This window comes from Algoriphagus algorifonticola (assembly GCF_007655305.1).
Classification (GTDB): Bacteria; Bacteroidota; Bacteroidia; order Cytophagales; family Cyclobacteriaceae; genus Algoriphagus; species Algoriphagus algorifonticola.
In genome coordinates, this window is the sequence record NZ_VLOG01000019.1 from 168,970 (window position 1) to 187,186 (window position 18,217).

The following is an 18,217-nucleotide window of genomic DNA, read 5'->3' on the forward strand; positions in this document are numbered from 1 at the left end:
AAATTAATCTTCCGTATGCATATAAAGGAATCGGTAAATCACTACAGCCTTTGACAACAACCGGTCTGTCGTCAAACATTTCCAAATCCAAAGTCTCCAAATACTTTTCCGTAATGAAATTTTCAAGGTCAGAAAGACTTCCCACTACAAAACCTTTGGCAACTCCTTCCAAATAAGTTGCAACTAACATATAAGCCCAAGTAGGAACAATCGCATCAGCAGAACAATTAATCGCCACCCATTTATCTGAATAATCAGACCAATCCAATTCCTTCAAGGAGGCTCTAAACTCCTTTTCTTTTAAAATCAATTCCTGAAATAAAAAAGGCTTCAAATCAAATTCAAGTCGCTCCTCTCTAGGATAACTTTCTTCCAAGTTTAAAGATACGATAGCACTCTGGGCAACTCTATTAACTATTTCACTCATTGCAATAATGGATTTTTTTTGGAATGGAGTGCTTTAAATTCTTTCAGATAATTAGGGACAAAGTATGCTAAATTAACGAACTCCTTATTCTGATACTTCTCCCATGCAATCCGTCCAACAGATTCTGCACTGACCTGGTTCTCTAAAAAAACGGCATTTTCATGCAAAATAACTTGACTTGCCTTTCCTACTGCATCTCCTATGAAGTAAACTTTTCCTAAATCCAAATAAGATTGATAGACCTCCTCTGTCAAAACCTCTGCTTCTAATGCTCTTTTCACACTTCCTTCATTTGAAAAAACCTGACTATAAACTTCCATTCTCCTGGCGTCTAGCATTGCGATAATACGGAAGTCTTCATTTTCTTCTTTAGCCTGATAAGCCAAAGCCTGAAGCGTATTCACTGTTATGAGGGGCAGTCCTAAAGCAAAAGCAATACCTTTTGCAGTAGAAACCCCTATTCTCAACCCAGTATAAGAGCCGGGACCTTCCGAAACTGCAACTGCCTTTAAATCTGAAGCTCGAAGATTTGTGGTATCTAAAACCTCATCGATCAACTCCATGATTTTTTCAGCATGAACTCCTTTTTCGTTGAGCTCTTTCATAGAAAGCAATTGACCTGATTGATGTAGGGCAATCGACAGTTTGTCCGTAGCTGTTTCTATAGAAAGGATATACGCCATGTTATTTTTTTGCAGATGCCGTCAAAATCATACCAAACTGAGAAGGTTGTTTAATCACTTCCAAAGCTCTCAGCACATCCTTATCTTTCAAAAGCCCGGCTTCGATCATTCCTTCCTGAAAATAATATCGGGAAACGATTTCTTCAGAAATTACTTTTTTCACTTCATCCTTATAAGTGATCAAATCTTGTTCTTTACTATGATTCACCCTTTTTTCTAAGGCTTCAATTTGATCTTTTATTTCATCATAATAAGGTGCCTTTTCGGCATTCTTTTTCATATCAGACACAGACTTCTCTAAATAAGTCGTGTAATCATACTCCTTCCCTTCAAGCCACTTAATGAAATTCTGATAATCCTCATCCGATATACTGAACTCTCTAGGCTTACCTATCGATGGATGCTTATAAAAATATTCAGTGGCATAGTCAAAAACATGATTTCTCGCTACAAGACTATAGGTAATAGGAGCGTATGTTTTAGATTCTATGATCTCATCAGGCTCAATACCAGCACCGTCCCTTACTATTCTTCCATTTTTTGTCTTGAATTCCTTTCTCAAAGAGTCAGGAATAGAATATACCTCGCCATTTTCTCTGCTTTGAGCATAATCTATCGCCTGAATACATCTACCGCTTGGTATATAATATTTAGCGGTAGTTACTTTCATTTGGGCATTATATGTTAATGGAATAGTGGTTTGAACCAAACCCTTTCCGAAAGACTTCCTTCCAATCAAAACTGCACGATCATAATCCTGCAGAGCACCAGCCACAATTTCTGAGGCAGAAGCACTTCTTTCATTAATCAATACGACAAGCGGGATATCTTTATCCAAAGGAGTTTTAGTAGTTTTATAAGTGAAATTCACATTTTCCAGCTTGCCTATAGTTTTTACCACCTCTTTCCCCTTAGGGATAAACAAGTTCACTATCTCCACTGCCTCACTCAAAAGACCACCTGGGTTATCTCTTAGATCTAATACAAGCTTTTCAGCCCCTTGGTTTTTCAAAGCAATCAATGCATTTCTCACTTCTAGGGAAGCATTGGTAGTAAAGTCTCCCAATTTGATATAACCCGTCTTTTCATCAAGCTTACCATAATATGGTACGTTCTTGAGGGAAATCTTCTTTCTGACCAAGTTAAACTCCAAGGTATCGAGATTTCTTTTGACTTTTATTTTGACAGGGGTGTTAGCAGGACCTTTCAGTAAATCAGAAACTTCTGAGGTATTCTTTTTTGAAACATCAACTGAGTCCACTTTCAAAAGCTGATCAGCGATTTTCAGCCCCGCAGATTGGGCAGGAAAACCAGTATAAGGCATTATAATAATATTCCCTTCACCTCTTCCTCCAATCAAAGCACCAATCCCTGCATATTCTCCTGTGGTTAACATCCTGAAATCAGCAGATTCTTCTTCTGGAACATACTCAGTATAAGGATCCAATTCCTCAAGCATGGCATTAATTCCAATTGAAACCAATTCATCTGGGTCGATTTCATCCACATAATATGAGTCCAGTTCCCGAACTAAGGTTGCGAAAATATCTATATTCTTGGCTAGAGCGAATAACTTGTCATTTTTTGCCTTAAATGCAAAAAAACCAGTCAACAGCAATCCTCCACAAAGGATGATTATACTATATCGCTTTAATTGATTACTCATGATGTTCGGAAACTTGGGTGGAAATTTGTTGTAAAATAGATACAACTTTCTTGGAAATAGTTGCAAAATCTAAGGGTTCTGAAGCTACATATATCAGACCAATATGCAATCCTGCCTCAAGATTTGGAAGTGAATGTTTGTTAAGACGGTAGGACTCTTTCATCCTTCGCTTAATCAAATTTCTATTAACAGCCTTCTTGATTTTCTTTTTTGAAACGGAGAAAAGTATCTGATTAGTTTCCCCGTCCTGCTTTTTGATTAAATACAGGACTTTAAAAGGGTATAAAAAAAAAGAGGAACCTTCGTTAAAAAGTTCCTTAATAGACTTTTGGGCATGAAGCCTTTCACTCTTGGGAAGTTTGTAATTCATCATCAGGTAAGGATCCGCATTAAAAATACGAAAACTACCTTGAAGAATTACTTCTTCAAGGTCTTTTCAGAGGATACAGATAGTTTCTTTCTACCTTTTGCTCTTCTGGCTTTAAGAACTCTTCTACCGTTGGCAGTGGACATTCTTTCTCTAAAGCCGTGCTTGTTTTTTCTTTTTCTGCGAGAAGGCTGGAATGTTCTTTTCATGATGGAATATCTTTAACTGATTGCTTTCTTTATGGTCTATTTGGAATTGGCCTTCCGGCTTACCCTCCAAAAAGGACTGCAAAGATATGCAGCCTTTTTTTAAATACAAACTGTACCTTTACAATTGTTGAAAGTCAATACCTTAATTCATGTTCGAATTTCTATTTAAAAGCTCAAATCCACTATCACAGTTCCTCGAAATTGAACTTAAAATACCTGTATCACAATCGGGCGAAATACAATTACAGCTGCCATCATGGCGCGCAGGACGTTATCAATTTGCGAATTACGCTCAAAATATTCGAAAAATCAGTCTTTCTGACCAACAAGGAAAATCAATACAGCTTCGGAAGAATAGTAAAGACTGTTGGGCTTTCGATGCCAAAGAAAACCAGACATATTTTTTAAACTATGAATATTTTGCTGGAAAAATGGATGCGGGATCTTGCTGGATGGACGATCAGCAGCTTTATATCAACTTCGTCAATTGTTGCTTCGAAGTAAAATCATCTGATAGTCTTCCTTATACAATTGAAATACAAGATTCACGATTTAAAGATTTTGTCTGCACTTTACGCAGAGAATCAAGTGGAATTTTTTTGGCAGAAAGCTTTCAAGAACTCGCCGACTCCACATTTCTTGCTTCAAAAAAATTAACCTATTGGAGTTACGAATCCAATCGTACCCAATTTAATGTCTGGATAAATGGTGAGGTGCTATTTCCTAAAGAACAATTGATCCAACCTTTCAAAAAATTTACGAATAAATTAATTGCTGATTTTGGAGAGTTTCCTGAACATGAGTATCACTTTATTTTCCAACTATTACCATACAAGCATTTCCATGGAGTTGAGCATAAAAAGGGAACAGTGATTACTTTAGGTCCAGCCCACGAACTTTCCAGTCCAGAACAATTTGGAGATTTGATGGGAGTAAGTTGTCATGAGCTCTATCATGCCTGGAATGTTTGCCGAATAAGGCCCAAAGAACTATTGCCTTATGATTTTTCAAAAGAGAATTATAGCGAAGCCGGATGGGTCTTGGAGGGAATCACCACATACATGGGTGACCTATATTTGCTAAAATCCGATTTTTTTGATTTGGATGAATATTTAAAAGAACTCAATAAAATAATCAGGCGAGTGAGTTCAAATTTTGGCTGGAGGAATAAAAGCCTTCTGGACTCCTCTCTGGATTTATGGCTAGATGGATATCAAGAGGGAATTCCTGACCGAAAACAAAACATCTATGCAAATGGCTGCTTGGTTGCATTCGCAATTGATTTGGAATTGCTTCAACAGGGTTCATCCTTAACCGAATTTATGAGGGAAGCCTGGCAGAAATTTGGCAAACTTAATATCGGATATGATTTACAGACTTTCTGGAAGCTGATCCATAAGCGAGAAGGTCATTGGGACAGCCAAGAATTTTTCAGAAAATTTATAGCAGGGAATGAGGATATTCTCAAGTTGTTGGAGCAGTTAATTCTGCCCTTTGGCATGAAAATTACAAAGAGTCCAAATGAAGAAATTCTAGCCAGACAGCTGGGAATCATTGAAAAAGATGGTAAAATTCAGAAAATCCATCCTGAAAGTCCAGCCTACTTTAATTTGATGGTAGGCGATGAGATCATTGAAAGCAAAATCAAATCTCCCCAAATCACTCTTGAAATTAAAAGATTGAATGGAGGACAGCATCAATTATCCTATAGTGAAGATGGAAATTTCTTTCCAATAGTTCAGGTGAAAAAAATGGAAGAAACATCACTAATGCAAAAATGGAGAAATTAAACCCGGATTATGCATTAGAATCTGTAGTGAGAGATCAAACCGCAATAAAATCAATCCGCCTGAGGCGGAGAATGAAGCATAGCACAGCTACCGTGATTGAGCTAAATACAGCAAAGCGATTGATTTTGAAGAGGTTTGGGCTCGTAATAAGAAGTCTACTGCATATTTCGGGTTAAAAAAAGCGGAGAATAATCTCCGCTTTTCACATTTTCCTAAGAGAAGAACTTTTATTGAAAGTCCTCTGCTGTCAATTCAGGGTTAATTTCCAAAGAGGTAATCTTAGCTTCTAAGGGAACTGGAATCATCTGAGATTTGATCGTCCAAACCATAGGGAAAAGAACCCCTTCTTTTTCTTGGTAATCCGAGTAAAAGGTATCACCTGAGGCTGGATTTTCATTTTTGATTTTTAGACCGCTGTCTGCAGCATAATAATTGACTAATTGAGCTCCTGAAGGGGCCTTGATCAACACTTTATAGGCGGGAGTTCCTTCTACATCTTTCAATCCGTCCAATTCCACAGAGTATCCTAATTTTTCGTACCAAGCTTCAGGGAACAGATATGAGTTGATTTTCGCCATTTCAAACTGCTCTCCAGTCAATTCCATAGTTTGACCTTGAGCGCTGATAGATCCACTGTCTTCAAGAATAGTGGTGCTTTGCATCACATTTCCCATGATGAGTGTCTTCTGTCCATACCTGCCACCTCTAGCATCATAAACAGCTTGAAGGGTCAATTTATTTCCCATCACTTCTGCTTCCATAGCTATGGAAGCCGTTTGAATAGATCGTGCATTATCTTTTCCTCCTATCGCTGCTAAGTAATTTTCCATCACCATCTCAGCAGTCATATCTGCATCTGCAGTTAATTCCTTAGCTGGGAAGCCCATGTTATCATACATTTTCACTTCCCCAAAACGAGCCAATTTTTCCTTTATCTCTGAGCCATTACCTACTGCCGTGATATACAGTTTATCAGGCTCTATAAGTTTTTTGGCAGTAGCATTGATATCAGCAACAGTAAGTGCATTGAGTTTCTGCAAATACGTTTTATAATAATCTGAAGGTAGATTATAGCGTTCGATGTTGAGTGCGAAGTTTGCAATGGTGGAAGGACTTTCCAATGATCTACCGAAAGAACCAGAAAGGTTAGCTTTTGCTTTTTCCAATTCCTCTTCTGTTACTCCCTCTTCTACAATTTTATTGAACTCATGAAGGAATTCAACCACGGCCGAATCAGTTACTTCTGTTCTGACGGATGCATTGGCAGAGATTTGTGAAACTAATCTGTCAGAACCAATGGATGAATAAGCTCCATATGTATAGCCTTTGTCCTCCCGAAGGTTTACAAATAGTCTTGAAGAAGATCCGCCTCCTAAAATTTGATTCAACAGTCTACTTGGAATATAATCCTCATCTCCCAATTTCAATTGAACTGGTTGCGCAATATTGATTACAGTTTGAACTGAAGAGCTTCTATCTACCAAACCCACCACATTCTCAGATGATCTTGTTGGCATTTTGTATTCAAATGATGGAACTTTTCCAACTTTCCAATTGGAGAAATACTTCCTCACAACTGTCTGGGCCTCGGACTTATCCATATCACCCACAATCACCAAGTAAGCAATATTTGGTTTGAAAAAAGTATTGTAATACTCTTTAACATCCTCAACTGAAATATTTTTGACAGTTGCCTCAGTCGTTACCTCTCCATATGGATGGTCTTTGCCATAAACCATTGCAGAACTTAATCTACTAGAAATGGCATTTGGATTATCTTTACTTGTGGCTAGGCCTGTCAATGTTTGCTTTCTCTGCTTTTCCAATTCATCTTCCGGAAACACAGGATTAAACAAAACATCAGTCATCAACTCCAAGGTTTTATCCTGATGCTTTTTCAAGGAAGAAGCAAAGATCGAAGTTGAGCCTGCTGAAAGGCTGGCTCCAATGAAGTCAATTTCTTCATCTAACTGATCTTTTGTTCTATTTTTTGTTCCAGCCATCATCATTTGGCCGACAAAACCAGTCAAACCAGCTTTATCTCCTTCCATTAATGGATCTCGGTCCAATACAAGATTGAAAGTTACTCGAGGTAGTTTATCATTTTTTACTACAAAAACTTTCAGACCATTATCTAATTTGAAAGTTTCTGCATCGGCAATTTTTATCTCAGGAGCAGGTCCTGCTTCTGGAAATTGACTTCGATCTACTTGTGCAAAGCCAATGGTGCTTGCCAAAAGAATGCAGATATATGTTGCAATTAGTTTTTTCATTTCATTGTTGATTTAAAGTTGAAACAATTATTCAGTAGCGTCTTTTGGTTTTGGCAAATAATACAATACCACTCTTCCATTGAGATTAAGATATTCATTAGCTACTCTTTTGATATCCGCTTGCGTCACTTTACTGTAATAATCCATGGTCTTATTGATATAATCTGTATCTCCATAAATCACATGAGCTTCTGCCAAATTTTGTCCAATACCTGATACTGAGGAATTACTGCTGACGATGTTGTTCTCAATAATATTCTTCAGTTTTTCAAAATCTCTATCTGAAATACCTTCCTGCTGTACCTGCTGAATCAACTTATCGATTTCCGACTCCAATGCTTGTGGCTCAACTCCCATATTGGTGATACCATACATGATGAACAACCCTCCATCTTCCAATTCCAAAGGAATAGCTGCTATAGCCAACGCTTTTTGTTGATTATCAACCAACTCTTTGGTCATCAAAGAAGAGTTACCACCAGTTAGATAAGTTGAAAGCATGCTCAAAGCATAAGAATCCGGATGCGTCTGAGGAGGAAGGTTGTAGGCCTGAATTACTGCAGGAATCTGAATATTGTCATAGATAACATCTCTAATCTCCGCAGACTTTTTAGGTTCCGCGACTTTTGGTCTATAGATATCTTTATTGCTGCTTGGGATTTCGGCGAAATACTTTTTAACCCACTTTTCAGTCTGATCATAATCGATATCACCTGCAATTGTCAACGTGGCATTATTTGGTACGTAAAAGTCCTGATAGAACTGCTGGAATTCTTCAATTTTCGCAGCATTTAAATCATCCAAAGATCCAATTGGCGCCCATCTGTATGGATGCACAGAATAAGCTCGTTTTAGAGTCTCAGGAAGAATGGTACCATAAGGTTGATTCTCATATCGCTGACGATATTCTTCTTTAACAACCTCGCGCTGGGTCTCAACACCTACCTGATCTACCTTGGAATGCAACATTCGCTCACTTTCCATGTAGAGAGTCAATTCCAGTTCGTTTGAAGGAACAGTCTCATAGTAGAAGGTGATATCATTACTGGTGAAGGCATTCAAAGTTCCCCCTCTTCCCTGGATGATATTCATATATTCTCCTCTTTCAATATTCTCTGTTCCTTCAAACATCAAGTGCTCGAAGAAATGTGCAAAACCTGTGCGGTCTGGCTGTTCGTTTTTCGAACCCACATGGTACAATACTGAAGTGTTGACGATAGGAGTGGAATTATCCTTGTGCATAATGACGTGCAAGCCATTATCCAAAGTGAATTCCTTAAACTCAATCTTGTTTTGGGCTAAAACTGGGCTGCCTAGCAGTCCAACTACCAAGCCTAAAGCAGTTAGTTTTTTCATGGTAAAAATTAAGGGTTTGTTTTCTTACTAAAGTTAAATCTGTAAATTCTTGAAAATGTTTGACCTGTCCACTAATGGACAATATTTTTCAATATTGTTAATTAATATACCGCTAAACACAAATTCACCCTTAAAAAATCATAAATAGATGAAATAAAAAAATTTAAGTTGATTAAAACTAATTTGATTGATTTATATCAAAAAGGAATCAATACCCATATTTCTCCCCCCATTTAGATTGAAGGTATTTTCTAAGTTCATTTTCCCTGGCATTTTTCCCAGGCTCATATAACCTCATTCCCTTAATCTCATCGGGCAGAAACTCCTGATTTACAAAATTGCCTGGGAAATCATGAGAATATTTATATGCCTTCCCATAATTCAAGTCCTTCATCAATTTTGTGGGTGCATTTCTAAGGTGAAGTGGTACAGATAAGTCCCCTTTTTCGCGGACTAAGCTTTGAGCTTGATTGATCGCCATATAAGCGGCATTACTCTTAGGCGAGCTTGCCAAATAGGTCACGCATTGAGAAAGAATGATTCGAGACTCAGGGTAGCCGATGATTTTTACTGCTTCAAAGCAATTGGTTGCTAGGAGTAAGGCATTCGGATTGGCATTGCCGATATCCTCAGAAGCTAAAATCACCAGTCTGCGTGCTATGAACTTGACATCTTCCCCTCCTTCGATCATTCTTGCCAACCAATACACGGCTGCATTGGGATCAGAACCTCGGATGGATTTGATAAAAGCGGAAATGATATCATAATGCTGCTCACCAGACTTATCATAAAGCGCAACTTTTTGCTGAGCAATCTGCATCACTTTTTCATCCGTGATCACGCAGGGATTCTCGTTGATGCCATCAATTACTATTTCAAGAAGATTCAAAAGTTTCCGACCGTCTCCCCCAGAAATTCGAAGCAACGCATCTGATTCTTTCAGTTCTACTTTTATTTTTTTGAGCTCGATATCTTGTTCTAAGGCTTGCTGAATCATGGCCTCCAATTCTGTTTTTCCTAAAGAATTCAATGTGAATACTTGGCATCTGGAGAGTAATGCAGCATTTACTTCAAAAGATGGGTTTTCAGTAGTTGCCCCAATCAGTCGAATAATACCTTTTTCTACTGCCCCTAAAAGTGCATCCTGTTGCGACTTGTTGAAGCGATGAATTTCATCGATAAAAAGAACTACGCCCATTTGGAACTTTGCCTTTTCAATCACCTCTCGAATGTCCTTTACACCGGAACTGATTGCTGACAGGGTATAAAAAGGGGCTTTGATTTCATTGGCGATGATATTGGCAATAGTCGTTTTTCCTACCCCAGGAGGTCCCCATAAAATCAAAGAAGGCACATTCCCGGACTTAATTGCCTTGTATAAAAAAGATTTGGGAGAGGACAAATGCTCTTGACCGATCAGATCATCCAATCGGGTGGGTCGCATGCGTTCGGCTAAGGGAGTAGAATTCATTTTTTCAGAAGTGGGAAATCAGAAGTATGAAACTATAAAGAATCACACATCAATATTCACAGTATTATAAAGTTTCAAATTGAGTGTTTTTTCAATTTGAAATGGGAAAATAACATAAAAAAAGGCCTTTTCAGGCCTCATGAATTATTAAAGAAGGAAAATATCCTAGTCTGCCTTCACTCTGCTTTTTTAATTCTTTTCCCAAATTCCTCCAGTTGATCGTCTGTAAAATCCAAATGTGTAACAAAACGAACCAGATCTTTTCCAAATTTGACCGATTTGATATTTTGATCGGAAAGCTTTTTCATAAATTCTTCGGGAGTTGTTCCTTCCAATCTAGCAATGACAATATTGGTCGCTACGGGAAAAATTTCTGATACTACAGGCAAATCACCCAGCATTTCTCCCAAAGACTTTGCACGAGAATGATCTTCTTTTAGCCTATCTACATGATGGTCTAGCGCATGGATTCCCGCAGCAGCCAAAAATCCGGCTTGGCGCATGCCTCCACCAAATGCTTTTCTGACTTTTCTAGCTCGTTTGATATCGGATTTGCTTCCGACTAAAGCCGAACCAACAGGACAACCCAAGCCTTTACTTAGGCAAATAGAAATGGTATCAAAAGTAGCTCCCCAATCCTGAGTTTTCTCACCACTAGCCACTAATGCATTAAAAAGTCTCGCGCCGTCCAGATGAAGCTTAATCCCCCTTTCTTGACAGAGATTTTGAATTGGTTTGACCTCATCCAGAGTATAAATACTTCCCCCTCCTTTATTCATCGTGTTTTCTAGAGAAACCAAAGTTGTCTCAGGAGCGTGCACATCATCAGGATTGATGGATTCCGCGATTTGCGCCGCTGTGATTTTTCCCAAGTCTCCATCTAACAATTTTACCGATGCCAAGGAATTGGCCATAATCCCTCCACCTTCATATAAATAAATATGTGAGTATTTGTGACAAATGACCTCTGTTTGAATCTGGGTATGCAATCGGATTGCTATCTGATTTGTCATGGTTCCAGACGGACAAAATAGCGCTGCTTCCATTCCGAATAGTTTGGCTATTTTTTCCTCTAAAGCATTTACTGTTGGATCTTCTCCAAAGACATCATCTCCTACAGGGGCAGAAAACATGGCTTCTTTCATTCCTGGAGTAGGACGTGTTACGGTGTCGCTTCTTAAATCAATTAACATGAGTAAAATAGGGGGATTTTGAGCTTTTACTTGGGCTTAAGTTCTTGATAATTTGAGCTGCTTCTATGGGCCTATCGGTAGCTAAGATATCTGCTCCATTCTGAATAAATGAAGCATAGATTTCATCGCCTCGAGCCTCGGCTCTTCTATCCAGGTTTCCTATCACACCGAGAATAGTGAAAACACCTCTTTGATGAAGGGCCTGATTAAAATCTTTTGATCTTTCAGCAACTCCCGTGAAAGCAATAACTCGGTCCCAGGGTATACCTGTTTCTTCTAAACGTTTGATTTCATTTTCATTTCGGATGGTCACCGAAAGCATTAAATCCGGAGCAAGCATATGAAGTTTTTTGGCAGCTGGAAAAGTATATGAAATCAAAGCAGCATAGGCTTCGGACTCTGTTTCTCTGACTGTTTCAATTACTTTTTCAAAAGGAACCGAACGTTTTATATCCACAGTCAAAGGTGCTTTTCCTTTCGCCCAGATTAAAGCTTCCTTCAAAGTTGGAACCTTGAATTCGGTTAGATCCCCTTCCATATCTTCCAATAATAATCCTTTGATGTATTCAAAAGTAACCTCATTGACTTTTCCAGTACCATTGGTTGTCCGATTCAGGTCATCATCATGCATCAAAATAAGAACTGAATCTTTGGTCATGGCCACATCCAATTCAATAATTGCCGGAGTGTGCTTTAATACATTTTCAAAAGTTTCGATGGCATTTTCAGGAAAGCCGGGATAAGGTCCTCCTCTATGGGCAGAAACCATCGGAATTCTATCCGAAGTCCAGGAATAAAACTGTCGTGTTTCTTCTAAATTGATCAGCTTGATTTGATGAACTTCGCTCTGTACGGAAGTTTCAAGAGCCTCTTCAACGGGTTTATTTTGACATGCAATGAAAAGCAGTATCCAGCCTGCCGCTAGAAATAATTTATTCATTCTTTTTATTTTCTTTTCTGAAAAATACATCCAAGCTACTTCTACGCTTCTCGAAGACCTCTTCCATATCTGAAAGTTCCAAATTGAGAGCTTTGGTAGAAATTTGAATCTCAATCAGGGATAGCCCCAAAGAAACCAGCAAAGCCCCCATGCTTCCTACAAACACCCAATTGGCGGCTACCGTGTAACCTTGGAAAAGCAAATACATACAAATGATGCATAATAAAAAGCTGAATACTCCGAAAAGCTGCATGTTTTTGATTAATGTCAGTCTTCTCCTCAGATTATGAATTTGCTCAACAATTATCTCTTGGTCAGGAGACTTCATGTAGTTTTTGTGAAGCCCCCTTATAAGACTGGCTATGGCCAAAAATCGATTGGTGAAAGCAAGCATCAGCAATGTAATTGCCGAGAAAAGCAATGCCGGAGTAGAAAGTTGGAGTTCCATGGGTAAATAAATGATTTGCTAGTCTCTAAGTTCAGAAAAAACAATAAAAAAGCCCGTTCTTTTCAAAACGGGCTTCAATTTAATTCTAATTAGATTAGGCGACCTCACCCAATACCACCAACTTCTCTAAGGTTGGGGACTGCGAACCACCTTTAGGTTCAATGGTAATTGCGAAGGCTCCTGCTTCAGCTACCGCTTGCATTTGCTGTAGTGTAAATCGCTCGCCCGGATTGACTAGGCCTATTCCCACAGGACCATCCGGTCCTATCGCCCAAAGCTGATAATCATATTCTCCACCCAAAGAATTTAATTTATTGACTGCAATGAATACTTCTTGCTGCCCTTGATCCCAGAAGACATCAACTTTAGCATCCTTTTGCATATCAAATGCCTCACCTTTCATCTCGACTCTTTTAAAATCACCTGCTACCAGACGATCCAATCTTGAGTCCGTTTCTTCATACTGGAGTTTAACCTGATTCAAATTATCAGCTAATACTTCCTGTTCCTGAACTAAGGCAAGGAACTGTTCTTCTGTTTCGTAAAATTTACTCGCAAAATATATTGCGAGACCTGAGGCAATTACTGCCACAATGCTTGCCGCTACTGCAAATGGTTTCCAAGGAGAAATTTTCACAACCTTTCCGGTCTCTTCCGGAGCGACTGTAGGCTTCAACTCTTTTACAGGAGCAAAGTCCTTTTCAAGGTCGGCCATAATTTTCTCTTTCAACCCTGCAGAAGGTATAGGAGCGCTTGCTTGGTCAAAAGCTAACATTGCTTCCTCGATCTCATCTAACTCTTTCTGAATCTCGGGATGCTGTTTAGCTAAGGCCAGAACCTCTTCACGCTCGCGATCAGACAACTCTCCTAATAAGAAGAGCTCCAATTTACCTGATTCTATGTATGCTTGAATGTTCACTAGATTCTGTCTATGTTCTTTTTTAATACTAATAACGCAGCCCGGACTCTGGATTTAACAGTGCCGAGGGGGATCTCAAATTCTTCGGAGATTTCAGAATGGGTGTATCCTTTGAAATAAATATACTCAATTACAAATTTTTGATCCTCATTGAGCTCATTCATCAGTTCTTTTACTCCTATGCCTTCGACATGTTCCTCAGTTCCTGACTGACTTTCAAGACCATATACGAAATCATCTATCCCATTGGTCTTACTGGATTGAGAAATTTCTTTGGAGCGGAGTTTATCAATGGCAGAATTCCTGCAAATATTGGCCATCCATGTATATAAACGGCCTTTTGATTCCTCATAGGAGTCGATTTTTCGGGTGATTTTGATAAATGCATCGTGAAAAACTTCCTCTGCAATATCCTGATCAGAAATGATTCGAAAAATGACACCCAGCAGTGCACGGGAATACTTTTCATACAAGTATTCGACCGTTTTTTTATCCCGGGCCCTTAGACCTTCTATAAGTTGTTCTTCCTGCAAGTGTGAAACGCGGTTGGTTGAATTGGTAAAAAAGAAAACACCAGACTTTTGTTTAAGCCTGGTGCCAAAATACTAGATATTTTTTGCATTACAAATGAATGACCTCATCATAAGCAGCTGCCGCAGCTTCCATCACTGCTTCAGACATAGTTGGGTGAGGATGAACGGTCTTGATCAATTCATGACCGGTAGTTTCTAATTTACGGATAGCAACGATTTCAGCAATCATTTCAGTCACATTAGCTCCGATCATATGGGCCCCTAGTAGCTCTCCATATTTTTTGTCAAAAACCAATTTCACAAATCCGTCTTTCGCACCGGCTGCGGAAGCTTTCCCAGAAGCTGAAAAAGGGAACTTACCTATTCTTACTTCATATCCTGCCTCTTTTGCTTTTGCTTCGGTATAACCAACTGAAGCTATCTCTGGTGAGCAGTAGGTACAACCTGGGATATTGTTGTAATCCAATGGCTCTGGATTATGTCCTGCGATTTTCTCCACACAGATGATTCCTTCCGCTGAGGCAACGTGCGCCAAAGCCGGACCCGGAACTACGTCTCCTATCGCATAGTAACCAGGCATATTGGTTTTGTAGTACTCATCTACTTTGATTTTCCCTTTTTCTACCAAAATCCCTACATCTTCCAATCCGCAGTTTTCCAAATTGGATACTACTCCAGCTGCCGAAAGCACTACATCACATTCTAAAGTTTCTTCTCCTTTGGAAGTTTTTACAGTCACTTTACATCCAGTACCCTTGGTATCAACAGCAGTAACTTCAGAAGATGTCATGATCTTCATCCCTGCCTTTTTATAAGTTTTTTCCAAAGCCTTGGAAACTTCCACATCCTCCACAGGCACAATTCTATCCAAATACTCTACAATGGTTACTTCTGTGCCAATTGAGTTGTAAAAATAGGCAAACTCAACTCCGATTGCGCCAGAGCCTACGACCACCATTTTCTTTGGCTGCTTTTCCAAAGTCATGGCCTTTCGGTAGCCGATGATTTTTTTGTCATCAATCTTCATGGAAGGTAATTCTCTGGATCTTGCGCCCGTTGCGATGATAATATTATCCGCAGAGTAAACTGTCTTTTTTCCGTCCTTATCTGCTACTTCGACCTTTTTACCAGGCTGAATCTTGCCCCAACCTACGATGATTTCGATTTTGTTTTTTTTCATCAGGAACTGTACGCCTTTGCTCATTCCGTCTGCCACACCGCGACTTCTTTTGACCATTCTTTCAAAATCAGCTTTGGCATCCTTCACCGTGATACCGTAATCAGCAGAGTGGTTGATGTATTCAAAAACCTGTGCACTTTTTAATAAAGCCTTGGTCGGAATACAGCCCCAATTCAAACAAATCCCTCCCAACTCTTCAGCCTCTACGATGGCAGTTTTCAGTCCTAACTGAGAAGCTCGAATGGCGGCAACATAACCACCTGGACCGCTTCCCAAAACAATTAAATCAAATTTGGTCGAAGACATATCTTATATACTTGTTTAATAACGATTTGAAACTATGCAAAAATAGGCCTTTTGGGTTCAGAAAAAAATTTGGATTATTTGGATCAAACAGGTTTAAAAAGACTTCTTTTAGAACCCAAAAGCATATTTCCAAATGAAATCCTGCTCTTACTAAGATCACATTTATAAAATTTTTAAATCATTTGAATTATCAGTTGTATTCCTTGAAAATCAGCGAAAAATTAATTGTTGCCTTACATACAAAAGATTCTTACAGCTTTTTTCCTAATTTTGACCAAACAAAATTTTACTATTCATGGGTTTACTTTCAGGAAAAACAGCTTTGATCACCGGAGCTTCCAAAGGAATTGGAAGAGCAATTGCCATTAGATTTGCACAAGAAGGCGCTAATGTGGCTTTTACATTTTTATCCTCTGTTGAAAAAGGACAGGCTTTAGAATCAGAATTGGCAGGCTTTGGCATCAAAGCAAAAGGATATAGATCCGATGCTTCCGATTTCAAAGCAGCAGAAGACTTGGTCAATGCAGTTGTTGCTGAATTCGGAACTTTAGACGTTTTAATCAATAATGCGGGTATTACAAGAGATAACTTGTTGATGAGAATGACTGAAGAATCATGGGATGAAATCATGAATGTAAACTTAAAATCCTGCTTCAATACTGTGAAGGCTGCTACCCGCACCATGATGAAAGCAAAGTCTGGCTCCATCATCAATATGACTTCAGTCGTGGGTGCCAAAGGAAATGCCGGTCAGGCCAACTATGCAGCTTCCAAAGCGGGGATCATTGGATTTACCAAGTCAGTTGCATTGGAACTGGGTTCCAGAAATATCAGATGCAATGCGATTGCTCCTGGATTTATCGAAACGGAGATGACCGAAGTATTAGATGAAAAAACAGTACAAGGATGGAGAGATGCTATTCCTATGAAGCGTGGCGGAAAGCCTGAAGAAATTGCGGATGCCTGTGTTTTCTTGGGCTCAGATATGAGTACTTATATTTCAGGACAGGTGCTACATGTGAATGGGGCGATGTATACCTGATTTACGATTTTAGATTTACGAATTACGAGCGGCTGAGGAGATTCAGTCGTTTTTTTGTTTTTCCCACAGATAAGTACAGATTAAAAACACAGATTTTCACAGAAATTCTACAACAATTCTATTCGTAGAAATCTGTGACTCCTTCTGTGGGAATCTGTGAGAAACTATTAACTCAATTCCGAAATTGACTCAAATCGATTTTGTAAAACTCATACTCGTCTTCGGATTTTTGCTCGGGTTTGTTGATAAAAAGACCTTCGGAAGTGCTGAACAAATTTTCAAATTTAGTCCCGGGATAATACACCTGTTCCAATTCTGCTAAAAGCTTCCAATCCTCATCATAAATAAGCATTAAATAGGTAACCTCCTTCGAAACCATCTTTTGATGTAAATCAACTTTGTCGGTTTCATTTCTTTTCTCTCTCAAATGGATAAATCTTATAAATAAACCTGTGCTAACATCTTTGATCAGATATAGATTAGAAGCTCCATCCTCCGGCTTAACCCACCTTCCTGAATTCTTGTTTCCCTCATATTTTTCAGGGAAATAATAAATGGAAGAAAGAGAATTCAGCTTTAGTCTTTGAATTACTTCACAATTTTTGATTTGATACAATGAGTCAGAATAAGGAAACATCGCCCAAGATTCCCCTTCTTCCACCATTCTAACCAACTTTCCACCCTGAGTAGACTCTCCAAAACTCTTATCGTATGGAGCAAGAAAATCTGACTCGCAAATAACCTTCCCATTTCTATCAAATTCGCCAATCCAGGAAGTAAAACTCAAATCTAAGCCATCTCTTCCCTCTCGAATGGCCATAAATTCAAATGGGTTGAAGGTTAATTCAAAGTTTCCAGATGGAAGTGAATGAAAAGAATTTCTAGCATCACCGAGATAAATATACCTTCCATTTGCAAAGGAATCCATCTCACGTCTGAAGGTAGTCATCAAGGTGTCCCTGAAGTAAATATTTGTATTTCCCGTTGAGTTTGTAATCAACAACATATCATCCTCCAAAAATCCTCCAACTTCAGCTCTTCCTTTAATCCCTTTGGGTCCTTCAGTAGGAATAGTTAGGAAATCAATTCTTCTACCTGATCGAACATCAAAAAATTGAAAAGTCTCATTCTGTTTGGTATAAAGTAACTCTTTCCCATTTCGAATAGTCGTTTTATGAAATCCCATAAATCCAACTCCCTTTTTTCGCTCAAAACTCAAACTGTCAACAACAAATTCTTCCAAATCTCCTTGAAATACATTGGTAGATTTTTCAGGTCCACAGGAAAAAAAAGTCCAAAGAAAAAGTATAAAAATTATTTTATTCATATCTCTATTTATATTACATAATTAAACTAAATTATTTCATAATATTGAAATAAAAAAGCCCCGATCCCGAAAATTAGGAACCGAGGC

The 18,217-nt window shown here is 38.7% G+C and carries 17 protein-coding genes (1 of these 17 cut by a window edge); 2 read left to right on the forward strand and 15 right to left on the reverse strand.

Annotation, left to right across the window (positions count from 1 at the left end; translation table 11 throughout):
• The 5 genes in view from FL972_RS04485 to rpmH are tightly spaced (at most 44 nt apart) and all read right to left on the reverse strand, a layout consistent with a single transcriptional unit that may run on beyond the window.
• Positions 1–427, reverse strand: the 5' portion of a protein-coding gene (locus tag FL972_RS04485; RefSeq protein WP_144603890.1) for a DUF2480 family protein. Its footprint begins 83 nt before the window's first position; 427 of the gene's 510 nt are visible here — the first part of the coding sequence; it begins with the start codon at positions 425–427; its stop codon lies off the left edge, out of view.
• Positions 424–1,110: a tRNA (adenosine(37)-N6)-threonylcarbamoyltransferase complex dimerization subunit type 1 TsaB gene (tsaB, locus tag FL972_RS04490; protein WP_144603891.1), complete on the reverse strand. Its 687-nt coding sequence runs from the start codon at positions 1,108–1,110 to the stop codon at positions 424–426. The genes FL972_RS04485 and tsaB overlap by 4 nt, the downstream gene beginning before the upstream one ends.
• 1 nt (position 1,111) lies before the next feature.
• Positions 1,112–2,776 carry a S41 family peptidase gene (locus FL972_RS04495; RefSeq protein ID WP_144603892.1) on the reverse strand — a complete coding sequence of 555 codons (1,665 nt, stop codon included), beginning with the start codon at positions 2,774–2,776 and terminating at the stop codon, positions 1,112–1,114.
• Complete coding sequence (gene rnpA, locus FL972_RS04500) at positions 2,769–3,149, reverse strand: ribonuclease P protein component (RefSeq protein ID WP_317129921.1); 381 nt, start codon at positions 3,147–3,149, stop codon at positions 2,769–2,771. The genes FL972_RS04495 and rnpA overlap by 8 nt, the downstream gene beginning before the upstream one ends.
• A gap of 44 nt (positions 3,150–3,193) precedes the next feature.
• Positions 3,194–3,352 carry a 50S ribosomal protein L34 gene (gene rpmH / locus FL972_RS04505; RefSeq protein WP_073570883.1) on the reverse strand — a complete coding sequence of 53 codons (159 nt, stop codon included), beginning with the start codon at positions 3,350–3,352 and terminating at the stop codon, positions 3,194–3,196.
• 149 nt (positions 3,353–3,501) lie between these two features.
• Here rpmH and FL972_RS04510 point away from each other — a divergent pair, with 149 nt between their 5' ends.
• Positions 3,502–5,142, forward strand: coding sequence for a M61 family metallopeptidase (locus FL972_RS04510; protein ID WP_144603893.1), 1,641 nt, complete (start codon positions 3,502–3,504; stop codon positions 5,140–5,142).
• Between the two features lie 227 nt (positions 5,143–5,369).
• On the opposite strand, the gene FL972_RS04515 is transcribed toward FL972_RS04510, so the two are convergent.
• The 9 genes from FL972_RS04515 to lpdA form a co-directional block, all read right to left on the reverse strand.
• Complete coding sequence (locus tag FL972_RS04515; protein ID WP_144603894.1) at positions 5,370–7,415, reverse strand: M16 family metallopeptidase; 2,046 nt, start codon at positions 7,413–7,415, stop codon at positions 5,370–5,372.
• 27 nt (positions 7,416–7,442) lie between these two features.
• Positions 7,443–8,771 (reverse strand): M16 family metallopeptidase, encoded by a 1,329-nt coding sequence (locus FL972_RS04520; RefSeq protein ID WP_144603895.1) that lies wholly within the window; start codon positions 8,769–8,771, stop codon positions 7,443–7,445.
• A 208-nt stretch (positions 8,772–8,979) separates the two neighbouring features.
• On the reverse strand, positions 8,980–10,242 hold the full coding sequence (locus FL972_RS04525) for a replication-associated recombination protein A (RefSeq protein ID WP_144603896.1): 1,263 nt from the start codon (positions 10,240–10,242) through the stop codon (positions 8,980–8,982).
• A 176-nt stretch (positions 10,243–10,418) separates the two neighbouring features.
• Complete coding sequence (locus FL972_RS04530; protein WP_144603897.1) at positions 10,419–11,435, reverse strand: threonine aldolase family protein; 1,017 nt, start codon at positions 11,433–11,435, stop codon at positions 10,419–10,421.
• The gene (locus FL972_RS04535; RefSeq protein WP_144603898.1) at positions 11,425–12,375 is read right to left on the reverse strand and encodes a glycerophosphodiester phosphodiesterase family protein; all 951 of its coding nucleotides are present in this window, start codon (positions 12,373–12,375) and stop codon (positions 11,425–11,427) included. The genes FL972_RS04530 and FL972_RS04535 overlap by 11 nt, the downstream gene beginning before the upstream one ends.
• A complete protein-coding gene (locus FL972_RS04540) occupies positions 12,368–12,823 on the reverse strand; it encodes a DUF2721 domain-containing protein (protein WP_144603899.1) in 456 nt (151 codons plus the stop codon). The genes FL972_RS04535 and FL972_RS04540 overlap by 8 nt, the downstream gene beginning before the upstream one ends.
• Positions 12,824–12,917: 94 nt before the next feature.
• The gene (locus FL972_RS04545; RefSeq protein WP_144603900.1) at positions 12,918–13,742 is read right to left on the reverse strand and encodes an anti-sigma factor; all 825 of its coding nucleotides are present in this window, start codon (positions 13,740–13,742) and stop codon (positions 12,918–12,920) included.
• Positions 13,742–14,275 (reverse strand): RNA polymerase sigma factor, encoded by a 534-nt coding sequence (locus FL972_RS04550; protein ID WP_144603901.1) that lies wholly within the window; start codon positions 14,273–14,275, stop codon positions 13,742–13,744. The genes FL972_RS04545 and FL972_RS04550 overlap by 1 nt, the downstream gene beginning before the upstream one ends.
• Positions 14,276–14,363: 88 nt before the next feature.
• Positions 14,364–15,761 (reverse strand): dihydrolipoyl dehydrogenase, encoded by a 1,398-nt coding sequence (gene lpdA / locus FL972_RS04555; RefSeq protein ID WP_144603902.1) that lies wholly within the window; start codon positions 15,759–15,761, stop codon positions 14,364–14,366.
• Between the two features lie 295 nt (positions 15,762–16,056).
• Here lpdA and fabG point away from each other — a divergent pair, with 295 nt between their 5' ends.
• A complete protein-coding gene (fabG, locus tag FL972_RS04560; protein WP_144603903.1) occupies positions 16,057–16,803 on the forward strand; it encodes a 3-oxoacyl-[acyl-carrier-protein] reductase in 747 nt (248 codons plus the stop codon).
• 172 nt (positions 16,804–16,975) lie between these two features.
• Here the strand turns inward: fabG and FL972_RS04565 are convergent, their stop codons facing one another.
• A complete protein-coding gene (locus FL972_RS04565; RefSeq protein ID WP_144603904.1) occupies positions 16,976–18,130 on the reverse strand; it encodes a hypothetical protein in 1,155 nt (384 codons plus the stop codon).
• Positions 18,131–18,217 lie beyond the last annotated feature (87 nt).